Consider the following 23,093-nt stretch of genomic DNA (forward strand, 5'->3'; position numbering starts at 1 on the left):
CTAACGATTAAGAAGCTGAAGCGCCATGAGAAGTTTTTCGCGGTCTGCCGTAAAACCGCTCCGCACCCACAGCGCTTTTAAGGCTTCAAGTTTTTTGCCCATTTGCGGACCGGGCTCCACACCCGCTTTTTTAAGATCTTTTCCGGTCAGCGGAAACTCCGGAGCTGTCCAGCCCATGGCCAAGTCAGCCAAACTCATCCAACGCGAACTCAACAAAGCATCATCTTCGCCAGCGGCTCTTAACCGCGCACGATCAATGACAACCTGTTTTCCTGCTAGATAAATCGCCTTTAGTTTCTCTCGCTCCTCGGCATGCGGATCAAGCGCGGCTGAACTATCCGCCCATCCCCGCAAGCGCTTTGTCTCTTTTGTGCTCATTTTCAGGCGCTTGCAAAGCAGCGCCATTTGCAACGGCTCTCTTGCGCTCATCGCCATTAAGCGTAAAAGCGGGTCAGGCTCTATGGCTTCACGGCGTTCCAGCGCAACCATACGGGTCAGGCCATCGGCGTTACTGGCTTCGGGCAGTAGCGTGTCTAATATCTCATTGGTCAGCATGATGCCAACAGCGCGGGACGGGTCGCGCGCCAAAAGCATTTTCTTAAGCTCCGACCAAACCCGTTCCGCTGATAGTTTTTTAAGACCTTTGCGGTTTTCACGGCACGCTTTCAAAGCTTGCGCATCAACTTTGCCTTTGCCGCCATACCATGCTAAAAATCTAAAGAAGCGTAGGATGCGCAAATAATCCTCTTTCACGCGGTCCTCAGCGTTACCGACAAAACGGAATTTCATTGCTTTTAAATCGTCCAAGCCTTGGCCTGTGGGATCAAAAACCGCTCCGCTAATATCCGCATAAAGGGCGTTGATCGTTAGGTCGCGGCGCTGCGCATCTTCCGCCCAGTCCTGCGTGAAGGCAACGACGGCGCGGCGGCCATCTGTCTCCACATCTTTACGCAGACTTGTAATTTCATAAGGGTGGCCCTCAATTATGGCGGTCAAGGTGCCGTGCTCAATTCCCGTAGGAATATATCTGATTTTAGCCGCATCAAGCGCCGCTGCTACGTCATTGGGCTTAAGCTTCGTCGCCAAATCAATGTCACCCACCTCAACGCCCATAAGCGTATTACGCACACAACCGCCCACAAATCGGGTGCTACCCTCAGGCAGCGCCTCAAATATGGCGGTGACGGCTTTATGCGTAAGCCAAGGCGTTGTTTTCGAGTCTATCGAGGTCATTGTGTATCTATGTAGACTAGAGCCTCAAAGCGTCCATCGTTTTTTTACCCCAATTTCGATAAGCCTCGGGATAACCCGTATCTGTTATGCCTTGCTCTTGGGCCAGAACGGATAAAAGACTTCGGCTTCGCGTAGGTATTTTGGGCTCAAGCTTGTAAATAGGATGAGAAAAAGCCTCTTTCGCATCAATCAAAGACCACCCCGCGTCTTTTAAAGCCCTCAGCGCATCATCTAAAAACAGGCCATTTAAGATATTATGATGTATCAGCATAGAATGGGGGATATCAGCTTTGCCAATCTGCTTAGTTAAGCCTTGAAAATGCTCGGCCAAGGTCACCACTGCTTGCACGTAATAATCACGATAAGGGTCAAGGTCCGCATTTTTATCAGCCTTTAAACGGCTCTCAAGGCGACTTGTGATATACCAATCGACTGTATCAATTGTCACTGCGCCATTTTGGAAGCCATTTGCTCTCAGGAATTTGCGATATAATTCGATCTTCTCGGCAGACCCGCCTTCCGCTAAAAATGGAAAACGGAATATCTTCTCATATCCAGAATATTGTGACAGCAAATCATGATTTTTTAAAATATCGGCTTTAACCACGTCTGCGTCTTCATCACTTGAATTCAAATGCGAATAGGTATGGTTTCCAATCAAATGCCCTGCATCTGACCAACTCTTGACGACCTCATCCCCGAACATGCTGTCAATAAAGCGTCCGGTTACAAATCCTGCGGCCTTGTGATTGTGAGCGTCAAGAGCGGCCAAGATACGCTCATTTCGCTCTCGCGGGTTCAGGCGAACATTAAAGCCGATATTAAAATCATCCATTGTCACGGCAAGGCGCTTTGCAGGTTTAGTCACAACAGATGGCGCACAGCCGCCCAAAGCCAAAGCGCCTGTAATGAAATGACGTCTGCTTAACATTTGGGCTCTAATACTCCGTTTCAAAGACAGCTTGGTAACTGCGTTGATAGAGTCGGTACATTATCATCGCGGTCATGCCCCAAATGTTTCTATGCGTCCCATCAGGGCTATTATAAGGCATATCGTACAGACGGTGGTTTTTACCTTCGAAAAAGACGTCGCGCGGCACATGATTTTTAGGCTCCATCAGAAAAGATAAAGGCGTTTCAAACACGTCCTCCACTTCGCGCGGATCGGGGATGATTTTCGCCTTGGGACTAACAATCCCAACGAAAGGCGTGACGCGATATTCACTCACAGCGTTAAAGGATGGCAAGCGGCCTAAAATAGTAATGTCGTGATCGCTTACGCCAATTTCTTCGTCTGTTTCGCGAAGTGCGGCTTGCAGAGCCGTTTCACCGGCTTCGCGCTTGCCCCCCGGAAAAGCAATCTGGCCGGGATGTTGCGGCATCGTCTGGGGACGCTGGGTGAGGATCACCTGCCACTCATGACGGAAGACCAACGGCATTAAAACAGAGGCCCCGCGCTGTCCCTTACGTTTGACTGCATCCGCCCCATCAAAAATCTCAATAGGCAAAAGACCTTTGCGCAGTTGGGCAATTATAGGATCAGAATCAAAGCTCATGACAGCTTATACTTCATGCGCCCCTGCGGGGCCTAGCGGGAAAAATGTGCCACTAGCCCATATCCCGAGTTGTTTACCCTCATCTGTATCGCGTTCCACTGCATGCTCAACCAATTCATAAAATACAGAACGCTTGAGTGATGCCTCTAAACGGCCTCTAATCGTCATAAAGGGAGCAGGCTCTAAAGTCTGAGGGTCAGTCTCAACACGAATAGGGTGATCTGGCCCCGCCTCAACAACCTCATCAAGATTTGTGGTAAAGAATATACGCTGCGTCTCCCCCTCGCCTTCGATATCGGCACGAACGGCCACAAACGGCGCACGTTCAACCACAATCTTTATCTTCTCGACAGGCGTCACAAGATAGGTTTCGCCGTCCTCATCTTTGCGCAAAATCGAGGCAAAAAGGTCAATCAATCCCCGCCGCGTGAGAGGCGAGCCCTCATGCCACCAAGAGCCATCCACCTTGATGACCATATCCATCTCGCCGCAATAATCCGGATTCCATTTTTCGACAGGGCGCTGCCCATCCTCAGTATCCGCCAAAGCTTTCATTAAGTCCTGCAAAGAGAACTGCGACTTACCGCCATTTAACGTGTTTTCCATGGACATTACCTTATGCTTATTCCATCACTTTTCAATACGTACTGATAATAACGGATTCCTTTAATGAACATGCAAACCAACCTTACAGTTCCCGCAAATATCGAAAAAGCTGCGGCCAAAGCATCCGACCAACTCACCAAAGCCAAAGCGGAAATCGGAAGTGTTATCTTAGGGCAGGATAATGTGGTAGAGCTTTCCATTGCCGCCATGTTGTCAGGTGGACACGCATTACTTGTTGGCGTGCCGGGACTGGCGAAAACGCTTCTTGTTGAAACGCTGGGAACAGTTCTCGGACTGAATGAAAAACGTATTCAATTCACGCCGGACCTTATGCCCGCCGATATTGTTGGGTCAGAAGTTTTAGAGGAAACAGCCAAAGGCAAGCGTTCCTTCCGTTTTATTCCGGGACCTGTATTCTGTCAGCTCTTAATGGCGGATGAAATCAACCGGGCTTCACCACGGACACAATCGGCCTTGCTTCAAGCCATGCAGGAGCGCTTTGTCACTGTGGCTGGTCAACGCCATGATTTGCCGGCTCCTTTCCATGTCTTGGCTACTCAGAACCCTATCGAGCAAGAAGGTACATACCCCCTCCCCGAAGCGCAGCTTGACCGTTTTTTGTTTCAGATTGATGTCGGTTTTCCTGAGCTAGGCACAGAACGGGATATTCTGATCGGGACAACAGGCGCGAAGGATAATGTAGCCAAAAAAGTCATGACCCCCAAACAGCTTATGGATATGCAAAAACTTGTCCGTCAGCTTCCAGTTGGCGAAAAAGTCGTGGACGCTATTTTGGCGCTTGTCCGAAATGCACGCCCAGATCAAACGGCACTGAACGATATTAAAGAGACGGTCGCATGGGGCCCAGGCCCGCGGGCTGGTCAAGCCTTGATGTTGGCCGCACGTGCGCGAGCTTTGATGGATGGCCGCCTATCACCGTCTATTGATGATGTACTGCACCTCGCTGCGCCCGTCCTTCAGCACCGTATGGCACTCACATTTGCGGCAAGGGCAGATGGTCAATCCATATCTCAGACCATCGCCAAACTGAAAGAAAGCATCGCTTAAAAACGAATGGCTGCCCTCGCGCCCACACCGATTGAGCTTCGCCGTAGAGCTGAACAGCTCGCCGCAGGTTATCCGGCCCTCCAAGCCGAAGCCGAGCGCGTGGCTGCTGTTGTGGCGCAAGGCGTTCACGGACGCCGCCGCCCCGGCCAAGGCGAAACCTTTTGGCAATACAGAAATTACCAACCATCAGATTCTGCCAATCAGATTGACTGGCGACGTTCTGCGCGGGGCGATCAAGTTTATGTCCGCGAGAATGAATGGGAGGCCGCAAATACGGTCTATTTCTGGCGGGACGGATCCGAAGGTATGGAGTGGGCGTCTTCGAAAAAGTTGCCGACAAAGAGAAATCGCGCGTCCGTTCTGTGCATGGCTATGACATCCCTATTGATGCGGGCCGGAGAACGCTGCGCCGTCATGGGTGAAAGCGAACGCGCCCGCACAGGACGTGTCGGCCAAGAACGCATATCCCGCACATTGGCGCTTTCAGAGGGGCCTGTTCGCAATTTAGATGCCGACATCCCGGCTTTTGCAAGGCTTGTTATTGCATCGGATTTTCTTGACCCACCGGATATATGGCGCTCAAGACTGGCGCGGCTATCGGGACGTCCTGCAAAAGGTATCCTGCTACACGTCATAGATCCCGCCGAATGCGAGTTTCCTTATAAGGGCCGCGTGCAATTACGTATTCCAGGCCTTTCAAAGTTAGAACCCATATTAGTCGGCCGCGCCGAGAAAGCCCGTGAGGATTATCAAGCCAAATTTGCGGCCCATTGCGAGGCGCTAGACCGCACAGCCTCTCGCTTAGGATGGCCTGTTATTCGCCACTACACAGATAAACCTGCCAATTCCGCGCTGACAGCTTTATATACGGCAATGGCTGGGCCGCAAATATGACCTTGGGCGGCTTGACATTTTTAGCGCCTTTGACGCTTTTAGGACTGCTAGTCCTCCCGCTTATCTGGTGGCTATTGCGGGTGACACCGCCAAGCCCGAAAAAGGAAACCTTCCCGCCACTACGTATATTGCAAGATGTCGTAACCGAGGAAGAAACACCCGACAGCACACCATGGTGGCTGTTGTTATTCCGTATCGCCATGGGGGCGATCATTGCCATTGCTTTAGCTCGGCCTATTTTACAACAAGCCGAAGGCATAACGACGCACCCGCTCACACTTATCATAGATGATGGTTGGGACGCGGCGCCTAATTGGAGCAATGTTATTCGCGAGGCCGAAGCCAAGATTTCAGATGCTCGCCGCAAGAATGTTGATGTCTTACTCTTAACAACTGCGCAGCCCACCGCTGAGCCCAAATTCGTTCCGGCTCAAGATGCGATGCGCGCGGTCAAGGCTTTGCGGCCTCAAGCCATTGCGCCGCAGCGCGGGAAAGCCGCTAAAGCCTTAGAAACAAAAGATTTATCAGGCAGCGATGCCGTTTGGCTGTCTTCAGGCATAGGCTTTGGTCAATCAGATAGTCTTGCCAAACTATTAGGATCTGCCGCCAAAGCCACCCGTCTTGATCCACTCTCAGACATGTCTGTTTTGGTTCCTGGCGAGACACGCGAAACACCGGATGGATTTAAATCTGTTTGGCACCGCACAAATACATCCGGTCTGCGCAGTGCTGAAATTATCGCCAGTGGTAAGGATGGCCGCGTTATCGGACGGGCAGATATCAACTTCGCGCCCGGCGTCTCCCGCGCGGAGGCCTCATTTATACTGCCAAGTGAACTGCGTTCACGGGTTAGTCAAATTCGCGCTAATGGCGTGGCCTCAGCAGGAGCCGTCAAACTATTGGATGACAGTTGGGGGCGACCATTGATAGGCGTAGTGACTCCAGCCAAAGACAGCGCAACGCCATTATTATCCGAACCCTTTTATGCCAAGACGGCTCTCGCGCCCTATGCCGATATTTTTGAAGGTACGATTGAGGACCTGCTCCCACTCTCCCCGAGCATCATCATTATGCCCGACGTATCGCGCACGATAAATGAAGAGGTTGAAAATTACGTCAAAACAGGTGGTCTTCTTATTCGGTTTGCAGGTGAAAAACTCGCCGAAAGACCTGATAGCCTGTTACCCGTAGCCCTGCGCGGAGGTGGCCGCGCTTTGGGCGGTGCCTTGACGTGGCAAGACCCGCAGCGCCTTGCGAGCTTTAACAGCGAAAGTCCCTTTTTTGGCCTCTCGATTCCGGATGATATCACTGTGCGCCGACAAGTTATGGCAGAACCGGGGACTGAAACAGATATCCGCACATGGGCGCGGCTTGAGGATGGCTCCCCTATCGTTACGTCCTCTACCGAAGGCTTGGGGCGGCTTGTGCTCTTTCATGTGACCGCAGGGCCCGATTGGTCAAACCTACCAGTGGGCGGGTTATATGTGGAGATGCTGCGCCGTATTCTCCCTCTCGCCCGCGCAACTCCAGGCCGTACGCAGGACAGCACGGGAGATTGGGTCCCCGAGCGGGTCTTAAACGGGTTTGGCCGCTTGGAGGCCCCGCCCGTTGAAGCCTCCAGTATTTCAGATGAAGCTTTTGCGACAACGACCATCACTCCAAAGACCCTGCCCGGCCTTTATCGCCAAGGGGCGAGACGACAAGCGCTAAATACCGTAAAAGATGTTGAAGCTTTGAAATCAATCGGAAACACCGCCAATATGAGTATAGAAACATATGGACAAACCAAAGACCGCACCATCGGCGGATGGTTATTGGGCGCTGCGCTTTTGATGCTGGCATTGGACGCTTTATTTGCGCTCTCGGCTTCGGGTCGAATGGCATATCTTAAGCCTAAAATTGGTAAGTCTGCCGCAGCTCTAATTCTAGCCGCTATCCTTATGATTCCCTCCGAAACTTATGCACAAGATCAGACCCCCGATAAAAACCTTGATGCCGCGACTGCACTGCATTTGGCTTATGTGAAAACCGGCATTGGGCGCGTCGACCGGATGAGCGAAACAGCCATGGAAAGTCTCGCACGGCAACTAACGGCGAGGACAACAATTGAACCGGCAGGGGCAAAAGGCGTAAACCCTGAAAAAGATGATTTAATTTTCTATCCCTTTTTATATTGGCCGGTGACGCGAGATGCACAGTCTCTCTCTGACGAAGCTTCAGCGAATTTAAATGCCTATATGGCGGGCGGAGGAACCATTGTGTTTGACACACAAGATGAAGGCGAGCGGGTCTTGCGCGGCGGGGAAACCCATCCCGGCATGGCGGCCATCACAGCTAATCTGGACATCCCTGCCCTGACCCAAGCGCCCGAAGAACATGTCTTGACGAAGTCATTTTATTTGTTGCAAACCTTCCCGGGGCGCTGGGCTAATGGGCCCGTCTGGGTTGACCGCGATAATAACGGCGCCGCGAGAGACGGCGTAAGTTCCGTAATTTTAGGGAGTAATGACTGGGCCGCAGGGTGGGCCATTGACGAGGACGGCAACGATCTTGCCGAGCTTGAAAAAGACATCCCACGCCAGCGAGAAATGTCTATTCGCTTTGGCGTGAATGTGGCCATGTATGCCCTGTCAGGAAATTACAAAGCAGACCAGGTTCATGCCGCCGCGCTTGTTGAACGCCTTGGCCGCCAGAAACGTGAGCCCCAAGACCTTGGTAAAGACGGGGAAACTACCCCGTAATGTTTGATAACCTTCCAAATATTGCGTTCGACCCGCTCTTGCCCATGGGATGGGTTATTGCGCTCGGTATTCTCATGTTCATAGCTGCGCTTGCCGCTGGCCTTGGAAAACTGCGTAGTTATTTTCTGCGCCTTTTAGCCGGGCTGTTCCTAATACTCGCGCTCTTAAATCCTCAAACCGTTATTGAAGAGCGCTCTCCACTCCAAGACGTCGTATTGGTAATTAAGGACGAGTCAGAATCCATGGGCGTGGGTGGACGCAAAGACGCTTCAACCGCATCTTACCAAGCCTTAATGGAACGGCTGAAAGCTGATCCTTCGATAGATGTGACAACAAGTTTTATCCGCCCTGATAGTGATGGCACACGGCTTACCAATTCTTTGATTGATGGCCTAGGCAACCTGCCTGCATCTCGCCTTGCGGGCGTAATCGCGATAACAGATGGACAAGTGCATGACTTGCCTGAAAATCCCGAAAACCTGTTGCCCGAAGATGTGCCTTTTCACAGCCTTATCATTGGCGAAGAAACGGCTCGTGATCGCCGCATCAGCGCGATTGTTGCGCCGAAATTTGGTCTGGTAGGTGAGCAAGCCGAATTTGAGCTGCGCGTCGATGATCCCGGTTTTGAGGGCGAGCGTGCCAATATTGAAATTAAACTCAACGGAGAGACCAAAGCCCGCTTTCCGGCTACCATTGGTAACCGCATTTCTATACCCATAGAGATTGAACGCCGCGGCCCGAATACAGTTGAGCTTACAGTGCGCGCCGCAGAGGGCGAACTGACCTTAAATAACAATGTTTTCGTAGCTGAGATTTCAGGCATTCGGGACCGCATGCGTGTCTTGCTCGTAACAGGTGAGCCGCATAATGGCGGGCGCTCTTGGCGTAACCTTTTGAAAAGTGACCCCGCCGTTGAATTGGTGCAATTTACAATTCTGACAAATCCGCGCGTTAAAAATACCAATGCGCGGCAGAGCGAGTTATCACTGATTGCTTTCCCGACGCGGCAGCTTTTTGAAGAAAAACTTGATGAATTTGATCTTATCATTTTTGATCATTTCCGCCGCCGCTTTGCGCCGAGCCGCAGTGGGCGCTCGCGCCCTATTCTCTCGCCTGTATATCTACAAAATGTTGCGCGATATGTTGAGAGCGGCGGCGCTTTGTTGGTTGCGACAGGTCCGGCCTTCGCGGAGCAGGAAAGTATTTACCGCTCCCCCCTCGCCGCCGTGCTGCCTACACGTCCCACGGGCGAGACAACGAATGAAGCCTTTAGGCCTGAGCTGAATGAAAAAGGCCGCCGTCACCCCATCACATCAAGCTTTAAAGGACAGATTGAACAAAATTGGGGCAAATGGTTCCGCCTCATTGATAATAAGCCTATCAGTGGCAACGTGTTGATGGAGGGCCCCGGCGCGGCCCCTCTATTGGTGATTGATAAAATTGGGGACGGCCGCGTGGCGATGTTAATGTCCGACCAAGCCTGGCTTTGGTCTAAAGGGTTTGATGGCGGCGGCCCTTATTCAGAAATGTTCCGCCGCACGGCTCATTGGTTGATGGGCGAGCCCGATCTTGACGCTGAAAAGCTCTCTGCCAGCGCAGAAAGCGGTGTATTGGCCATTGAACGTCGCACGCTTGAGGACCGCAACCAAACCGTATTGGTCGAAAAACCTGATGATACCAAAGAAACAGTGCGTCTTTCAAAAACCGCGAACGGTGTCTATCGCGGGAGCGTAAAATCAGCAGGACAAGGCGCGTATCGATTAAGCAGTGGTGAAGTCTCGACTATATCTGCTATCGGCGCTTTGAACCCGAAAGAATATACAAAGCTGCTCCCGACAACAGAGATTCTACGGCCTCTGGCAGAGGGCACAGGCGGCGGACTATACACACAAGCCTTAAGCGGAACGGCGCCTGATATTCGCCGCGTCAAACCCGGAAGAAGCACCGCAGCAGAGAATTGGATGGGTCTTATCGCGCATGAAGACTATGCCGTAACCGCATCTAAACGCAGCCCTCTCGCTCCGGGCTGGCTGTTCTTTATTCTGGCCTTATTTGCAATGGGCGGCGCTTGGCTGCGCGAGGGACAATAGAACTGATATTCTGTCTGGTATTTAACGGGTATTCCCGCCAAAACATCCTTAAGAAGGCGCGAAATAGCGGGATTTATTATGACATTTACAAAACTCATTTTGACGGCATCTCTTCTTTTTACCCTTCCCTTGACAGCTTTAGCCGCCGATCCTGTGCTCGATGAAGAGACTGACGTCGAGACGCTCCCAAATAAAAAGCTTGAGCGCAGAGGTGAACGCATTAAGGGGCCCATCACTTCTATTGGTGCAGGCGGGATGCTTTTTGCTAGTTTTGATAAAAATGCTGATTACCGTGTCACGCAAGCCGAATTTACATCCGGCCTGTCAACGGCTTTTAAGGCTGCAGATAAAGATGTCTCCAAAACGCTAAGCCTGTTTGAGCTTGAGGATTGGCGCGAGGCAGCTTTGGGATCACTTGACGCGGCGCCCGGTAATTTGGCCTTTGATAAAGATTATGATCAGCGTGTCACCCGTAGTGAATTTGACCATGCATTGGGTTTTGTCTTCAAAGCCGGTGATAAAAATGATGACGGCGCTCTGGATTTTTCTGAACTCGTCAAAGTCTTTGAAATGCCCCGCCGCCCAATCATCGAGGACGAAGAAGACCCGATAGACCGCATCAATCGTCAGGGTCGCCGCGATCAACAACGCCGAAGAGGTTACTAACAAGGCGAAACGTTAGGATGCTTTTAACCCTAAGGTTTAAGTCTTTTTTTCCCTTATTTGTCTAAGACTGTGCCGGGAACTACTTATAGAGGCTTTCATGCGTTTTTTAAAACTTACCGTTATCACAAGCCTTTGTGCTGTCACTTTATCTGGATGTCAGGTCGCTAAAACGACCGGAAAAGTCGCCGCACTTCCCTTTAAAGGCGTTTATAAAACAACGGAATTTGCTGGTAAAACGGTCTATAAGACGGGCGAACTCGCAGGAAAATCGGTTTACTACACAGGAAAATATACAGGTAAAGGCATTTACGAGACTGGAAAGTTTGCCGGAAAGACAGCTGTCGGCGTCGGTAAAGGTGTTTATTATATGGGAACAGTTCCCGTAAAAATTACCGATAAAGCCTTGGACACGACAGCTCGCGTTCTTACCGTTACAACCCAAGCTTTGGATGTCAGCGGCAAAGTCATAACGACCGCACGGACAATACAAGCTACAGAATTAGAGGCTGAATTAGCTGCCCTGAAAGGCGCGAGTAATCTCTTAAATGTGGTGGTCGACGCGATCGCATAAATCACCTCACAGAGACGTGACAACCCGGCTGCATTGAGGTGCAGCCTTTTTTATGCTATGTATTCTCTATAATAGGAGACTTACTATGCGTTCACTCTTGGCTTCATCCCTTTTAGCTCTTTCATTTTCTATCGCCGCACCCGCGCTTGCGAAAAGCCGCGGCTTTGACACAACAGTTACCTCACCTTTGAATTCATCTGTTAAAATTGAAGTCGTTGTTAGTGAAGATATGGCGCATCGCGCGAATAATTTACCCGAAAAACTCAGCGATCGAAGCGGCGCGAGGGGTTTGAGAAGCGGTTTTGCCGGAAATGGATTTTACGGAGATAAAGACATTGAGCGCCTTACAGAGCGCTTACAATCCAAACTTGAAAGAAAGTTCGAAAAGAAAGGGATTGAGATTTCTCAGACGGCGCCGACGGTGCTGCGAATAACTATTGAAGACGCAAAACCAAATCGCCCTACATTTAATCAGCTTAGCGTAGAGCCTAGCCTGTCCTTCCAAAGCTTTGGAAATGGCGGAGCGGAATTACAAGCTGAATTAATAGCCTCAGGCGGCCAATCGCTCGGAACAATGTCGTATAAATTTTATGAGACGGATATCCGCGACGCGAAATTTGGCGGTACATGGGGGGATGCTCACCGCGCCTTTAGCCGTTTTGCCAGCAAGGCCGCCAAAACACTCGCCAATTAGTTATGTTGCAAACCGCTAGGGCACACCCAGATATTTGTGGGTTTGGACGCTGAGACGCCATTGCGGATTGCCTAAACAATAATCAAAGGCGGCCTTTTCGTGGGCCGCTTTTTTTATGCCCATATAACTGTCATCACGGGGCTGTAGGCAGAAATGCTCGAAATCCAGATGCGCAAAATCTTCGGGCTTATTTTCATCTTGCGGATAGACCAGCTTTAATTCGTGCCCTGATGTTTGAACAAGTTCGGCATTGGCCTTGGGCGAGACACATATCCAGTCCAATCCCGTGGGCGCTTTGATCGTGCCATTCGTCTCGACAGCGACTTTAAAACCAACTGCGTGAAAAGCGTCGATCAAAGCGGTGTCCAATTGCAAAAGCGGTTCCCCGCCTGTGCAAATGACCCAAGGTTGACCGCGTTGAGCCTCGCCAATTGAGGGCCAATGCTTGGCAGCCGCTGTGACTAAATCAGCAGCTGTTTTAAACTTCCCGCCATTAGGCCCGTTTGTGCCAATGAAATCCGTATCGCAAAACTTACAGACAGCCGAAGCGCGGTCCTTCGTCAGCCCGCTCCACAAGTTACATCCGGCGAAGCGCAAAAACACTGCAGCTATTCCAGTCTGTGCGCCCTCGCCTTGAACGGTCAAATAGATTTCTTTGACGCTATAAGTCATGCGCTGTAATCCGCCCACCCTTTAGCGCGAAGCTCACACGCCGGACACTCTCCGCATCCATAGCCCCAGTCAAAACGCACGCCGCGTGTGCCCTTGTAACAGCTGTGGCTGTCCTCAAGAATAATATCGATGAGTAATTGACCACCAAGTTTTTCCGCCAACGCCCAGGCCCCTGATTTGGATAAATGCATTAAAGGTGTTTCCAACGTATAAGCTTTATCCATTCCCAGAGAGATAGCTTGCATTTGCGCATCCAAGGTCTCTTTGCGGCAATCAGGATAACCTGAAAAATCCGCTTCGCACATACCGCCAATCAAAGTGGTAATACCTCGGCGATAGGCCACAGCAGCGGCAAAATTTAGGAATATCAAATTCCGTCCCGGTACAAATGTACTCGGAAGGCCCTCATCATCCATTGTGATCTCAACATCGCGCGTGAGTGAAGTGTCACTAATCGCGCCTAGTGCAGATAAATCTACGATGTGATCTTTCCCGAGCTTAGTTCCCCAATTTGGAAAAGCAGAAGCAATATTCTCAAGCACGACCTTACGGCATTGCATTTCTATGGCGTGGCGCTGCTCATAATTAAAGCCAACGGTTTCAACATAATCATAATTTTCAAGTGCCCACGCCAGACATGTGGCTGAGTCTTGTCCGCCTGAAAATAAGATAAGGGCTTTGTTTGATATCGTCATGGCCGCGCCTATATCGTCAAAAGCCGCCTCTGACCAGTCCGCTTGGCATCATTCTTGTATCGCTTGAGAGGAGATTTCTAGACTGTCTTTATACCAAACAGGTGAGCTTCAAAATGAAACGCAAAGCGATAACATTCAAAAAACGATATATTGTCTTTGGGCTTCTAGCCGCCGAAATTGCCGCCATTCCCGTTGCAGCAAAAGCTCTTAAAGACTTTAAATATGAACCTTCCCAGAGAACGGTTGCTGTAGCCTTTCCGTCAGAACAACTCGGCGTGACTAAGTTTCTTGTCTCCTCCAATGCACCATTCGCTATTATCTCCAAAGGGGATGTGGGTCAGTTTGATGTCGCTATAAAGCGGAGCGGAGAGCTGAATGGCCGCAAATTTGGAACTAAGGCTCAAATGCCAGGCGCCGCCGAACACTGTGCGGTAAAGCTCACCACTTCCAAGGCAAAAATATATGAGGCCACACGTAAGATCGATGCCGGAGACGGCGATGTTCTCTCCCGCGCCGTCATTGTGGAAATCCGCTATGCAAAAGAACTGAAGTCTGAGTTTGAAATTTTGTCTGAAAACAAGGCTAAAAAATATGACGCGGCCGCATCATGCGCCGCTAAGCTGTCCTAATCGCGTCAAGAAAAGCTTCGCCATAGCGCTGAAACTTTGTATCTCCCACACCAGAGACATCCAGCATTTCTTCGCGAGTTGTCGGTGTCTTGGACACCATATCCATCAATGTTGCATCTGAGAAAACCACAAAGGCCGGCTTTCCGATTTCTCTCGAAAACTCCATACGTAGTGACTTGAGTTTAGCAAGTAAGCTTTGCTCATCGGGACTCAAAGCGGTCTCTTCAAGAGCCTTGCGGGCTTTGCGTGAGGATTTAGCTGCACGTCTTGTCGCGAGGTCTTTGCACTTAAATTTGGCTTGCCCTGCCAAAATATCGAGCGCCCCAGCCTCCAATGTCAGAGCGCCATAGCGAGAAATATCCATTGAGATAATGCCCGACGCGACGGCCTGACGGATAAGCGCTTGCATGTAAGGTTTTGCATAGTCACGGCCCTTGCCGAAGGCATCCAGACTGTCATGTGAGAATTGCACGATACGGTCAGTCGTCTCTCCTCGCGCCACTGCGATAACATGGGTCGTACCAAAACGCTGGCCCGTTTGTGAGATAGCTGAGAAGAGCGCTTTAGCAGGTTCCGTCGCGTCAATCATTTCAGGGGGACTGATACAGTTATCACAATTCCCGCAAGGTCCTTGGCTCTCACCAAAATAATTCAAGAGCACCCGACGCCGGCACCCTGAGCTTTCCGCATAGCCCAGCAGCGCATCAAGACGTTTGTGCTCGCGCATTTGATGGTCACTATCCGAGCCATCATCGCTTATAAACTGGCGTCGCATCCGAATGTCATCTAGCCCATAAAGTAGCGCCGTAACAGCGGGTTGTCCGTCACGCCCCGCGCGGCCAATTTCCTGATAAAAGGCTTCAAGGCTTCCAGGGATATTCATGTGATAGACAAATCGAATATCAGGTTTATCAATGCCCATGCCAAAGGCAATTGTCGCGACCATGACAACGCCCTCTTCGGCCATGAAGCGTTCCTGATTTTCAAAACGCGTCTCGCTCGGCATACCCGCATGATAAGGCAAAGCTTTGTAACCCGCCGCCTCTAAAACGCCTGCAAACTTCTCTGTGTTCTTACGAGAGAGGCAATAAACAATCCCCGATTGCCCTTCTGTCGTTTTCATAAATTCAAGCAATTGCTGCGAGCGGTTACGAAGAGGCGAGACGGCAAGAGATAAATTGGGTCGGTCAAACCCTTGCACGATCGTTTTGCCCTGTCCGCCAAAGAGTTTGCCCGCGATATCCTCACGAGTTAGTTCATCCGCCGTTGCGGTAAAAGCCGCGACACGGGCATCAGGAAATAAGTCTTTTAGCCGCTGTAAGTCTGCATATTCAGGCCTAAAGGCGGGGCCCCATTTCGACACACAATGCGCTTCATCGACAACAAACATAGATGGATTAAGCGCTTTCATCGCTGAGAGCATTCGGCCCGTCATAAGTCGTTCCGGCGACATATAGAGAAGCTTCGCCCCTCCATGGGTCACCGATTGCCATTCTGCTATATTCTCCTCACGCGATTGCCCAGAATGAAGGCACCCGACCTTAACACCGTTCATACGTAACCCTGCGACTTGGTTATCCATCAAGGCAACGAGGGGTGATATAACAATTGTCGGACGGTCAAATAGTAGCGCCGGAATTTGATAGCAAAGCGATTTTCCCGCGCCGGTCGGCATAACCGCGAGGACGGACTGTCCATCCATCAAAGCGTCAATGACACCTTTTTGACCAGGCCGAAATCCGGGGAAGCCAAAGGTATTCTGAATTATCGACTCAGGCGTGGACATGTCACATGTCGTGGCCTTGCGCGAAGCAAATTGCAACGGTAAGAGCCGCGACTATGGTTGATAATTATGATGAGAGCCGTTCTTCCGGTGCCGCCTTGGCCGCAACGATAGAGGAAGATAAGGACAAGCGCGGCAAAGCCCGCACGGTAAAGCCACTACGCCAGCTCTGGCCATTTATTGCGCGATATAAGCTTATCGTATTTGCCTTTTTTATCTTTTTAGTTTTGGCCGCGGCTATGCAGCTCTCTATTGGACTTGCGGTGAAGGTCATTACAGATTGCGGTTTTGTTGACGAGACGAAAACAGTTGCTGATTACTGCACCAAATTTGCTGTTGGCGATCAAAGCGATATGGGCTCCTATTTTAAATTTGCGATACTCATTGGCATAGGGGCCGCTGTTTTTGGAGCCTTGCGCTTTTATTTTATTAGCATTTTAGGGCAACGCGTTATCGCCGATATTCGCAAAGCAGTTTATGATAAGCTAACACGTCTATCTCCTGAGTTCTTTGAGCGGGTTCATACCGGAGAAGTTCTCTCGCGGCTCACAACAGATACAACACTTATCGAAAGCGTGATTGGCTCTTCTGTCTCTTTCGCTATTCGGTCCATCGCGACAGGCATCGGTTCATTGATCATTATGTTTTTCATAAGCTGGAAACTTACTTTGTTGGTGATGTGTATCGGCCCTGCGATTATCTTGCCGACGGTAATTATCGGAAAACGTATCCGAACCTTATCCCGTTCTAGCCAAGATAATTTGGCAACAGCGTCCTCTCGTGCGGGCGAAAGTCTAGGCGCCATTCAAACGGTTCAAGCCTTTACGCGTGAGGAGAAAGAACGTCGTGATTTCTCCAATGCCGTTGAAAATACTTATATCGCGCATCGTAAACGCATTGGCGTACGAAGCCTCATGACGCTTATTATATTTGGCCTTGGTATGACAGGCATGGTCGGTGTTTTCTGGTATGGTGCGCAAGAAGTCCAAAACTTCCGAGCCTCTGGCGGAAATACCGGCATGACAAGCGGTGATATTTTCGCCTTTGGTATTTATGCTTTTAGTGTTGTGTCAGGCGTTGGGTTCCTTACAGGCACATGGACAGAGCTTTTGCGAGCTTCTGGAGCTACGGAACGGGTTATGGAGCTCTTGGCTGAAGAGCCTGATATTACGGCACCTGAAAACCCTGCTAAGCTTGCGAATGCTGAAGGCGCAATTGAATTTGAAAATGTGAATTTCATCTATCCCTCCCGCCCTACAGAACAAACGCTTCGGGATATCAGTTTTAAAATAAATCCAGGCGAAACTGTTGCGCTTGTCGGGCCGTCGGGCGCAGGCAAATCAACTATTTTTCAAGTGCTTTTACGTTTCTATGATACGCAATCAGGTCTTGTCACAATTGACGACGTCACGATTACGGCGCTCTCTCCTCAAGACCTTCGTCGGCAATTTGCGATTGTTCAGCAAAACACTCCGCTATTCTCAGGGTCCGCAATGGAAAATATTCGCTATGGCCGAGAAGGTGCATCTGATGCAGATGTAGTTGCTGCCGCCAAAGCAGCTTTTGCTCACGATTTTATTGAAAGATTACCCGAAGGTTATGACACGGATTTAGGCGAGTCGGCTGTGACCTTATCGGGCGGCCAACGCCAACGTCTTGCAATTGCACGGGCCATCCTACGTGATGCCCCCGTTCTTTTACTAGATGAAGCGACAAGCGCTTTGGACGCGGAGAGCGAACGCGCAGTTCAGCAAGCTTTCGAAGAAATGTCCAAGTCCAAAACAACGCTCGTCATCGCTCACCGCTTGGCGACTGTTCTGAAAGCTGACCGCATCATCGTTATGGATGAAGGCCGTGTTGTTGAAACAGGAACGCACAATGAGCTTTTAAAAAATAAAGGCCTTTACGCGCGGTTGGCAAACCTTCAATTTGACGGAACCGCCACGCGGTAATGGACTTCGTTTCGCCTGAACATCGGCGGCACAATAGGCGGATTATAAAAAGCATATTCGGGCAGCCCAGAGACTACTAAACCTTGTTCTTTAACGAATCTGTCTAACCTGGACCGCTGCTTTTTTAAGTTTTTCATCGTACCGCGCCCTGAAAAGCGAATGCTAACCGTGCAGTAAGGCTCGGTTTTAAAAATGCGAATTTCATCATCCGTAGGACGCGGAAGTGTTTCCATCGAGTATTCAGATGGCATCATAAAATTCACGACCCATTGGCCGTTCTGGTCGGATGTTTGCATGACGGGGGCGGTCATAGCAATACTCTCGCTTTTCGGCTCAACAGTTTCTTGAGGGGTTTGGGTCACCGGCGAGGTCATAGCGATTTTGGCATTAGGCTGATTATCCCCAAAAATGAAAGCAGCTAATTTACGAAACCCTCGGTTTGCCGCTTGGTCTCGGTCACCCGTGACTTTGACTTCAGCGAGTAACATTTCAGGATAATCACGAATTTCAAATTTTCCTTCAGACATCACAACGGTGTAATCTGGCTTTTCAATAGCCACGGATTGGCCTCCAAGCGTCAAGCTGAGCACAAAAATAAGAGCGGCAAAAATATATCGCATAGTGCGTCTCCATATTTTCAATACGACAGAGACAGACCTTTAGCTTTTTAAAAATGCAGTCCCTTTGCAGTAGTTCTTACGCGCGCAAGGAAATCATTGGAGGTCATATAAAGCGTATACCCGTCATCACCGAATGCGCAGTTGGCTATGGCTGTACCCGTGCGAATTAGACCTAAGCGCTCCCCTGCGGGGGAGAGAATAAGGACGCCGCCCGGCCCTGTCGCATAGAGATTTCCTTTTTGATCAACCGTCATTCCATCTGGCAGACCTGGCTCTCCTGCTTTGACGTCCGCCGTGACATTTAAGATTTCTTTGCGCTCATCAGGCATGCCATTTTCATCGAGATTATAGGCCATCCATTTGGCGTCATCGGGGTCGGAATTGGCCACATAAAGCGTGCGCTCATCAGGCGAAAGAGCGATACCATTTGGACGCGTCAGCCTGTTATCGACCAAAGCCAGCGCCCCATCTGGATAGAGGGCATAAACACCATTAAAACTGATCTCTTTCGCCTCAGACTTATCTTGATCGGAAAGGCCATAAGGCGGATCCGTGAAATAGATAATCCCTGTCTTGGAAAGGACCGCATCATTCGGTGAGTTAAAGCGCTTACCTTCAAAACGCTCTGCTAAAACGGTTTTAGCTTGCGTTTCCACATTCAATTTATAGAGCGTACGGTTTCCATGATCGGGCACAATAATATGTGTATCATCAAAAGGGTATAGCCCGTTGGCGCCCTGTGAACTCGTATAATCAGGTTTTGGATCTGGATGTCCAGAGGGGCTCATCCATGTCGTAATGCCCTCCCCCTCTTTAAATTTATGAATCGTGTTACCGGGCACATCGGTGAAAAGAAGATAATCACCGCCTTTGATCCAAACAGGTCCTTCGGACCACATAAATGAACCACCCAATTTTTCAATTTTGGCGTCTTTTGAAATCAAGCTTTCATCATTGAGTTCAACGGAGCCAACTGTTTCATAGGTTTCGTATCCCAATGAAAGTGTTTTTTTGACCACTTGCTCGAGACCTTTATCAATGATCTTTTCGCAGCCAGATAAAAATAAAGTAGTCAACAAAATGAGTGCGGGAGTTTTCATCTAATGCTCCAAGACCATTGCTGCGGCGCCGTAAAGTGCGACGAAATGGGCTTTCATCAAGCGAACAGGAATGTCTTGAATAAACCAGCTGCCATGGCCCCGCTGCCTAAAACGTTGAATAAAATTAGACTCTTCAAAAAACGGGGAAATATGACGCGTGACACCTCCCGCCAAAACTACGCCTCCGACCGCGCCCATTGTAAAAGCCGTGTTTCCGGCGAAAGTCGCTAGAATATCGCAAAACATCACAACTGATTTTCGGGCAATTGACTTGGGATTGGCCTCTGCAGCGGCCACAACTTCGTCTTCACGCACGCATATTAAGGGCTCTCCGGCAATATCACAAAGCGCCATGTAAAGACGAAATAAGCCTGGGCCTGAGATTAGCGTTTCCGCTGACACATAACCCTGTTTCTTAAGCCAGTAAGACAGAACCTCAATTTCAATATCATTTTGCGGTGCGAAAGCCGTATGCCCACCCTCAGTCGGGATGATGAGCGGCGGACGTCCCGGCAAGATACAAGACACACCCAGACCCGTTCCCGGCCCCATAACGGCGACTGGTTTATTGTAATTGACCTTACCAGGAATAAGCGTGTCAAACCCGTCATCAGGAATAACAGTTGCGCCATTGGCCATAGCCACAAAGTCGTTCAGAACGATGGCTTCTTTAAACCCAAATGTTTTGATGAGGTTTTCTTCAGAGACAATCCAATCAACATTGGTCATGCGGATTTCATCATCAAATTTTGGTCCGGCAAAGGCAAATGCCGCGCGTTGTGGCTTTGCGCTTTGATGCTCCAAATATTCCGTCACAACATCATTAAAATGCTTATAGTCTTTAACCGCAAAGCGTTCAGAATGATGAAGCTCTATGGTTCCCAGAGAATTACGCTCAGCCAAAGCAAGGCGGCAATTCGTGCCACCCACATCTCCGACTAGCGTAGAAGTGCTCATTATACCATCCACTCAGGACGGCCCAGTACAGAGGCTCCAGCTTCCGAATTATCGGCTTGTCCGCGCAATGGCGCAAACATATTCATGCCCAGCGCATCAAGGTTTTGAACTTTTGGCGCATCGGCTAATGGCCTTGAAAGCCAATTTGGATCTGAAACGACATTTACAGTCTCAGCCGCTGGGTCAACGCGCACGATATCTCCATTTTGGATCTTGGCGATATTCCCGCCTGCAAGGGCTTCGGGATGCATATGTATGGCCGCAGGAACTTTCCCTGATGCGCCTGACATGCGGCCATCCGTCACCATTGCAATCTTAAAGCCTTTATCCTGCAAAGACCCCATAATGGGCGTGAGTTTATGAAGTTCCGGCATGCCATTAGCGCGCGGGCCTTGGAATCGCAAAACAACCACAAAGTCTTTCTCAAGCTCCCCGGCTTTATGCATATCAATCAAAGCATTCTGGTCATCGATAACAATCGCAGGGGCTTCGACGAGCCAGTTCTCACGCTTGACCGCAGAGACTTTCATGACTGAGCGTCCGATATTTCCTTCTAACAGCCTTAAACCTCCATCAGGACGGAAAGGTTTATCCACCGAAGTCAGAATGTCTGTATCAAGGCTCTCTTTTGGGCCTTCTTTGAATAAAACAGTGTCCGCTTCGGCATGTGCGTTTTTAAGAGGCTCCCGCGTATATTCTATCAAGCCCTCGCCGCCTGCAACAGTCGTGACATCAGTATGAACAAGACCCGCATCTATTAACTGGCCCACAAGATAAGCCATCCCCCCCGCTGCGTGGAAGTGATTCACATCCGCAATACCATTTGGATAAATACGGCAGATAAGCGGCACAGCGTGTGAGATGTCCGAGAAATCATCCCAGTTGATGATAATCCCAGCTGCCGCCGCAATAGCCGCCATATGTATTGTTAGATTTGTCGATCCGCCCGTGGCCATTAATCCGACAAGGCCATTAACAATGGCTTTTTCATCAATGATGTGACCCGCGGGTGTAAATTCATCACCCAGATTTGTCATCTGGACCGCACGGCGTGTTGTTTGAGCCGTGATCGCATCACGCAGTGGTGTGTTTGGATGAACGAAAGAGGCTCCAGGCAATTGCATACCCATGATTTCCATCAGCATTTGATTTGAATTGGCTGTCCCATAAAATGTACATGTACCCGGAGCATGATAAGATGCGGCTTCGACTTTCAAAAGTTCATCACGTCCGACTTTCCCCTCGGCATAGAGTTGACGCACTTTAGCTTTTTCAGGATTTGGAATGCCCGACGGCATCGGCCCTGCGGGGGCAAAAATTTGCGGAATATAACCATAACGCAGAGCGCCAATCATAAGTCCGGGAACAATTTTATCGCAAACGCCTAAATGAATGACGGAGTCAAACATATCATGGGAAAGCGCAATTGCTGTGGAATAAGCTATGATATCCCGTGAAAACAGCGAGAGCTCCATGCCATCTTGACCTTGAGTGACACCGTCACACATGGCGGGAACGCCGCCTGCGACTTGTGCGGTTGCCCCGTTTCTACGGGCGGCATGTTTGATAAGGTCGGGATATGTGGCAAAAGGCTGATGCGCAGACAGCATGTCATTATAAGCTGTTACAATTCCAACATTAGCCCATTTCGCGCCCAAAAGTTCCGTCTTTTCTAGCACCGGACAAGCTGCGGTCGCGTGGGCAACGTTACCTTCTGACAGGCGTTTACGGCGCGGTCCGGGCCGAATATTTGATTGTACCGCCGCAAGATAGGCTTTGCGCGACGCAGCAGAGCGCTTTTGAATGCGGGCTGTGACTTTTTCGATTGTGGAATTCATAGACATCGGTTTAGCTCTCATCCGTCATTACAGTCAGGCGCTCACCCGCAGCGCGAAGTGCTTTGACAGGCGCTTCATAGACCGACTTATGTGCGCTGTCTTTAAACACATTTGATTTTTCTGCGCCTGGTATCATCAGAATGATTTGCTTTGACGCCATTACAGCTGACAGTGTTAAAGTGATACGCTCAGGATGATCCCCCGCGACAGGGCATCCCGCCGCGTCGATTGCAATGACAGTATTTGGATTCTGAATATCCAAAGCCTCTTCCAGTCCTTTGGAATTAGGAAACCATGACGCCGTATGTCCGTCGAGTCCCATACCCATCACGCACACATCAAAAGGCTTCGCGATAGAGGCCAGTTTTTCTTCAGCCTCACTCACGCCTTCTGCCGGCTTCGCCGCACCCGTTTTGAGGCCGATAAAGGTCGCGGCTTTCGCTTTTCCCTTAAAAAGGCTCTCATCCAAAAAAGTCTCGTTTGACCCCGGCTTTCCACGCTCAATCCAGCGGTCATCCACGAGCCCAATCGTAACCTTATTCCAAGGCAAATCCATTTGCGTCAGTGCCAAATAGACCGGCTTCGGGCTTGATCCGCCTGACAACATTAGGCTCGCATGTCCCTTTACCGTCACAGCAGAGTTTACAGCCCTAGCGATTTGATCCGCGGCATTCGTCACCATCTTTTCACGAGAGGTAAAATTCTTATAAGCAAATCTGCTCGACATC

General features: G+C 50.1%; 21 protein-coding genes. 9 read left to right on the forward strand and 12 right to left on the reverse strand.

Going from position 1 to position 23,093, the window contains the following annotated elements:
* From F569_RS0102745 to F569_RS0102760, 4 genes are read right to left on the reverse strand one after another with little or no spacing between them, the layout of a single operon-like run.
* Positions 1–1,233, reverse strand: a complete 1,233-nt coding sequence (locus F569_RS0102745) for a CCA tRNA nucleotidyltransferase (RefSeq protein ID WP_026940943.1) — start codon at positions 1,231–1,233, stop codon at positions 1–3.
* A 16-nt stretch (positions 1,234–1,249) separates the two neighbouring features.
* The gene (locus F569_RS16160; RefSeq protein ID WP_051279160.1) at positions 1,250–2,164 is read right to left on the reverse strand and encodes a polysaccharide deacetylase family protein; all 915 of its coding nucleotides are present in this window, start codon (positions 2,162–2,164) and stop codon (positions 1,250–1,252) included.
* A gap of 7 nt (positions 2,165–2,171) precedes the next feature.
* Positions 2,172–2,789 (reverse strand): CoA pyrophosphatase, encoded by a 618-nt coding sequence (locus F569_RS16165; protein WP_051279162.1) that lies wholly within the window; start codon positions 2,787–2,789, stop codon positions 2,172–2,174.
* Between the two features lie 6 nt (positions 2,790–2,795).
* On the reverse strand, positions 2,796–3,395 hold the full coding sequence (locus tag F569_RS0102760; RefSeq protein ID WP_034387531.1) for a DUF1285 domain-containing protein: 600 nt from the start codon (positions 3,393–3,395) through the stop codon (positions 2,796–2,798).
* 54 nt (positions 3,396–3,449) lie between these two features.
* Between F569_RS0102760 and F569_RS0102765 the strand changes: the two genes are divergently transcribed.
* From F569_RS0102765 to F569_RS18675, 7 genes are all read left to right on the forward strand, one after another.
* Positions 3,450–4,463 (forward strand): AAA family ATPase, encoded by a 1,014-nt coding sequence (locus F569_RS0102765; protein ID WP_407637003.1) that lies wholly within the window; start codon positions 3,450–3,452, stop codon positions 4,461–4,463.
* A gap of 6 nt (positions 4,464–4,469) precedes the next feature.
* Positions 4,470–5,357, forward strand: coding sequence for a DUF58 domain-containing protein (locus tag F569_RS0102770; protein ID WP_026940946.1), 888 nt, complete (start codon positions 4,470–4,472; stop codon positions 5,355–5,357).
* Positions 5,354–8,098 (forward strand): DUF4159 domain-containing protein, encoded by a 2,745-nt coding sequence (locus F569_RS16170; RefSeq protein WP_051279164.1) that lies wholly within the window; start codon positions 5,354–5,356, stop codon positions 8,096–8,098. Before F569_RS0102770 ends, F569_RS16170 begins: the two co-directional genes overlap by 4 nt.
* Complete coding sequence (locus F569_RS0102780; RefSeq protein ID WP_026940947.1) at positions 8,098–10,188, forward strand: hypothetical protein; 2,091 nt, start codon at positions 8,098–8,100, stop codon at positions 10,186–10,188. The genes F569_RS16170 and F569_RS0102780 overlap by 1 nt, the downstream gene beginning before the upstream one ends.
* A 78-nt stretch (positions 10,189–10,266) precedes the next feature.
* Positions 10,267–10,854: an EF-hand domain-containing protein gene (locus F569_RS0102785; RefSeq protein WP_026940948.1), complete on the forward strand. Its 588-nt coding sequence runs from the start codon at positions 10,267–10,269 to the stop codon at positions 10,852–10,854.
* Positions 10,855–10,951: 97 nt separating this feature from the next.
* Positions 10,952–11,425 carry a hypothetical protein gene (locus F569_RS0102790; protein WP_026940949.1) on the forward strand — a complete coding sequence of 158 codons (474 nt, stop codon included), beginning with the start codon at positions 10,952–10,954 and terminating at the stop codon, positions 11,423–11,425.
* Between the two features lie 85 nt (positions 11,426–11,510).
* Entirely contained in the window at positions 11,511–12,119 is a 609-nt protein-coding gene (locus F569_RS18675) for a DUF3313 family protein (protein ID WP_051279166.1), read from the forward strand.
* Between the two features lie 15 nt (positions 12,120–12,134).
* Here F569_RS18675 and queE read toward each other — a convergent pair whose 3' ends face one another.
* Positions 12,135–12,791 carry a 7-carboxy-7-deazaguanine synthase gene (gene queE / locus F569_RS0102800; protein WP_026940950.1) on the reverse strand — a complete coding sequence of 219 codons (657 nt, stop codon included), beginning with the start codon at positions 12,789–12,791 and terminating at the stop codon, positions 12,135–12,137.
* Positions 12,788–13,486: a 7-cyano-7-deazaguanine synthase QueC gene (queC, locus tag F569_RS0102805; RefSeq protein WP_026940951.1), complete on the reverse strand. Its 699-nt coding sequence runs from the start codon at positions 13,484–13,486 to the stop codon at positions 12,788–12,790. The genes queE and queC overlap by 4 nt, the downstream gene beginning before the upstream one ends.
* Before the next feature lie 113 nt (positions 13,487–13,599).
* On the opposite strand from queC, the gene F569_RS0102810 reads away from it, so the two are divergent.
* Complete coding sequence (locus tag F569_RS0102810) at positions 13,600–14,115, forward strand: hypothetical protein (RefSeq protein ID WP_034387122.1); 516 nt, start codon at positions 13,600–13,602, stop codon at positions 14,113–14,115.
* On the opposite strand, the gene recQ is transcribed toward F569_RS0102810, so the two are convergent.
* On the reverse strand, positions 14,102–15,901 hold the full coding sequence (gene recQ / locus F569_RS0102815; protein ID WP_026940953.1) for a DNA helicase RecQ: 1,800 nt from the start codon (positions 15,899–15,901) through the stop codon (positions 14,102–14,104). The two genes, F569_RS0102810 and recQ, sit on opposite strands and share 14 nt — an antisense overlap.
* A 5-nt stretch (positions 15,902–15,906) precedes the next feature.
* Between recQ and F569_RS0102820 the strand changes: the two genes are divergently transcribed.
* On the forward strand, positions 15,907–17,850 hold the full coding sequence (locus tag F569_RS0102820; protein ID WP_233353576.1) for an ABC transporter transmembrane domain-containing protein: 1,944 nt from the start codon (positions 15,907–15,909) through the stop codon (positions 17,848–17,850).
* Here F569_RS0102820 and F569_RS0102825 read toward each other — a convergent pair.
* From F569_RS0102825 to pgl, 5 genes are read right to left on the reverse strand one after another with little or no spacing between them, the layout of a single operon-like run.
* On the reverse strand, positions 17,823–18,470 hold the full coding sequence (locus tag F569_RS0102825; RefSeq protein WP_026940955.1) for an SOUL family heme-binding protein: 648 nt from the start codon (positions 18,468–18,470) through the stop codon (positions 17,823–17,825). The two genes, F569_RS0102820 and F569_RS0102825, sit on opposite strands and share 28 nt — an antisense overlap.
* Before the next feature lie 47 nt (positions 18,471–18,517).
* Positions 18,518–19,570 carry an SMP-30/gluconolactonase/LRE family protein gene (locus F569_RS0102830; RefSeq protein ID WP_084168732.1) on the reverse strand — a complete coding sequence of 351 codons (1,053 nt, stop codon included), beginning with the start codon at positions 19,568–19,570 and terminating at the stop codon, positions 18,518–18,520.
* Complete coding sequence (gene glk, locus F569_RS0102835; protein ID WP_026940957.1) at positions 19,571–20,527, reverse strand: glucokinase; 957 nt, start codon at positions 20,525–20,527, stop codon at positions 19,571–19,573.
* Positions 20,527–22,371, reverse strand: coding sequence for a phosphogluconate dehydratase (gene edd, locus F569_RS0102840; RefSeq protein WP_034387124.1), 1,845 nt, complete (start codon positions 22,369–22,371; stop codon positions 20,527–20,529). The genes glk and edd overlap by 1 nt, the downstream gene beginning before the upstream one ends.
* A 4-nt stretch (positions 22,372–22,375) precedes the next feature.
* Positions 22,376–23,092: a 6-phosphogluconolactonase gene (pgl, locus tag F569_RS0102845; protein WP_026940959.1), complete on the reverse strand. Its 717-nt coding sequence runs from the start codon at positions 23,090–23,092 to the stop codon at positions 22,376–22,378.
* Between the last annotated feature and the right edge of the window lies 1 nt (position 23,093).

The sequence above is a fragment of the Hellea balneolensis DSM 19091 genome (genome assembly GCF_000428525.1).
Lineage (GTDB): Bacteria > Pseudomonadota > Alphaproteobacteria > Caulobacterales > Maricaulaceae > Hellea > Hellea balneolensis.

What these genes read in the sequence shown, in the direction of transcription:
- F569_RS0102820 (WP_233353576.1), top strand. Translation starts at nt 15,907, where the DNA reads ATGTCGTGGCCTTGCGCGAAGCAAATTGCAACGGTAAGAGCCGCGACT.
- F569_RS16165 (WP_051279162.1), bottom strand. Translation starts at nt 2,789, where the DNA reads ATGAGCTTTGATTCTGATCCTATAATTGCCCAACTGCGCAAAGGTCTT.
- F569_RS0102825 (WP_026940955.1), bottom strand. Translation starts at nt 18,470, where the DNA reads ATGCGATATATTTTTGCCGCTCTTATTTTTGTGCTCAGCTTGACGCTT.
- glk (WP_026940957.1), bottom strand. Translation starts at nt 20,527, where the DNA reads ATGAGCACTTCTACGCTAGTCGGAGATGTGGGTGGCACGAATTGCCGC.
- F569_RS0102770 (WP_026940946.1), top strand. Translation starts at nt 4,470, where the DNA reads ATGGCTGCCCTCGCGCCCACACCGATTGAGCTTCGCCGTAGAGCTGAA.
- F569_RS16170 (WP_051279164.1), top strand. Translation starts at nt 5,354, where the DNA reads ATGACCTTGGGCGGCTTGACATTTTTAGCGCCTTTGACGCTTTTAGGA.
- recQ (WP_026940953.1), bottom strand. Translation starts at nt 15,901, where the DNA reads ATGTCCACGCCTGAGTCGATAATTCAGAATACCTTTGGCTTCCCCGGA.
- F569_RS0102810 (WP_034387122.1), top strand. Translation starts at nt 13,600, where the DNA reads ATGAAACGCAAAGCGATAACATTCAAAAAACGATATATTGTCTTTGGG.
- queC (WP_026940951.1), bottom strand. Translation starts at nt 13,486, where the DNA reads ATGACGATATCAAACAAAGCCCTTATCTTATTTTCAGGCGGACAAGAC.
- F569_RS0102785 (WP_026940948.1), top strand. Translation starts at nt 10,267, where the DNA reads ATGACATTTACAAAACTCATTTTGACGGCATCTCTTCTTTTTACCCTT.
- F569_RS18675 (WP_051279166.1), top strand. Translation starts at nt 11,511, where the DNA reads ATGCGTTCACTCTTGGCTTCATCCCTTTTAGCTCTTTCATTTTCTATC.
- F569_RS0102780 (WP_026940947.1), top strand. Translation starts at nt 8,098, where the DNA reads ATGTTTGATAACCTTCCAAATATTGCGTTCGACCCGCTCTTGCCCATG.
- F569_RS0102760 (WP_034387531.1), bottom strand. Translation starts at nt 3,395, where the DNA reads ATGGAAAACACGTTAAATGGCGGTAAGTCGCAGTTCTCTTTGCAGGAC.
- F569_RS16160 (WP_051279160.1), bottom strand. Translation starts at nt 2,164, where the DNA reads ATGTTAAGCAGACGTCATTTCATTACAGGCGCTTTGGCTTTGGGCGGC.
- F569_RS0102830 (WP_084168732.1), bottom strand. Translation starts at nt 19,570, where the DNA reads ATGAAAACTCCCGCACTCATTTTGTTGACTACTTTATTTTTATCTGGC.
- F569_RS0102790 (WP_026940949.1), top strand. Translation starts at nt 10,952, where the DNA reads ATGCGTTTTTTAAAACTTACCGTTATCACAAGCCTTTGTGCTGTCACT.
- edd (WP_034387124.1), bottom strand. Translation starts at nt 22,371, where the DNA reads ATGTCTATGAATTCCACAATCGAAAAAGTCACAGCCCGCATTCAAAAG.
- F569_RS0102745 (WP_026940943.1), bottom strand. Translation starts at nt 1,233, where the DNA reads ATGACCTCGATAGACTCGAAAACAACGCCTTGGCTTACGCATAAAGCC.
- pgl (WP_026940959.1), bottom strand. Translation starts at nt 23,092, where the DNA reads ATGTCGAGCAGATTTGCTTATAAGAATTTTACCTCTCGTGAAAAGATG.
- queE (WP_026940950.1), bottom strand. Translation starts at nt 12,791, where the DNA reads ATGACTTATAGCGTCAAAGAAATCTATTTGACCGTTCAAGGCGAGGGC.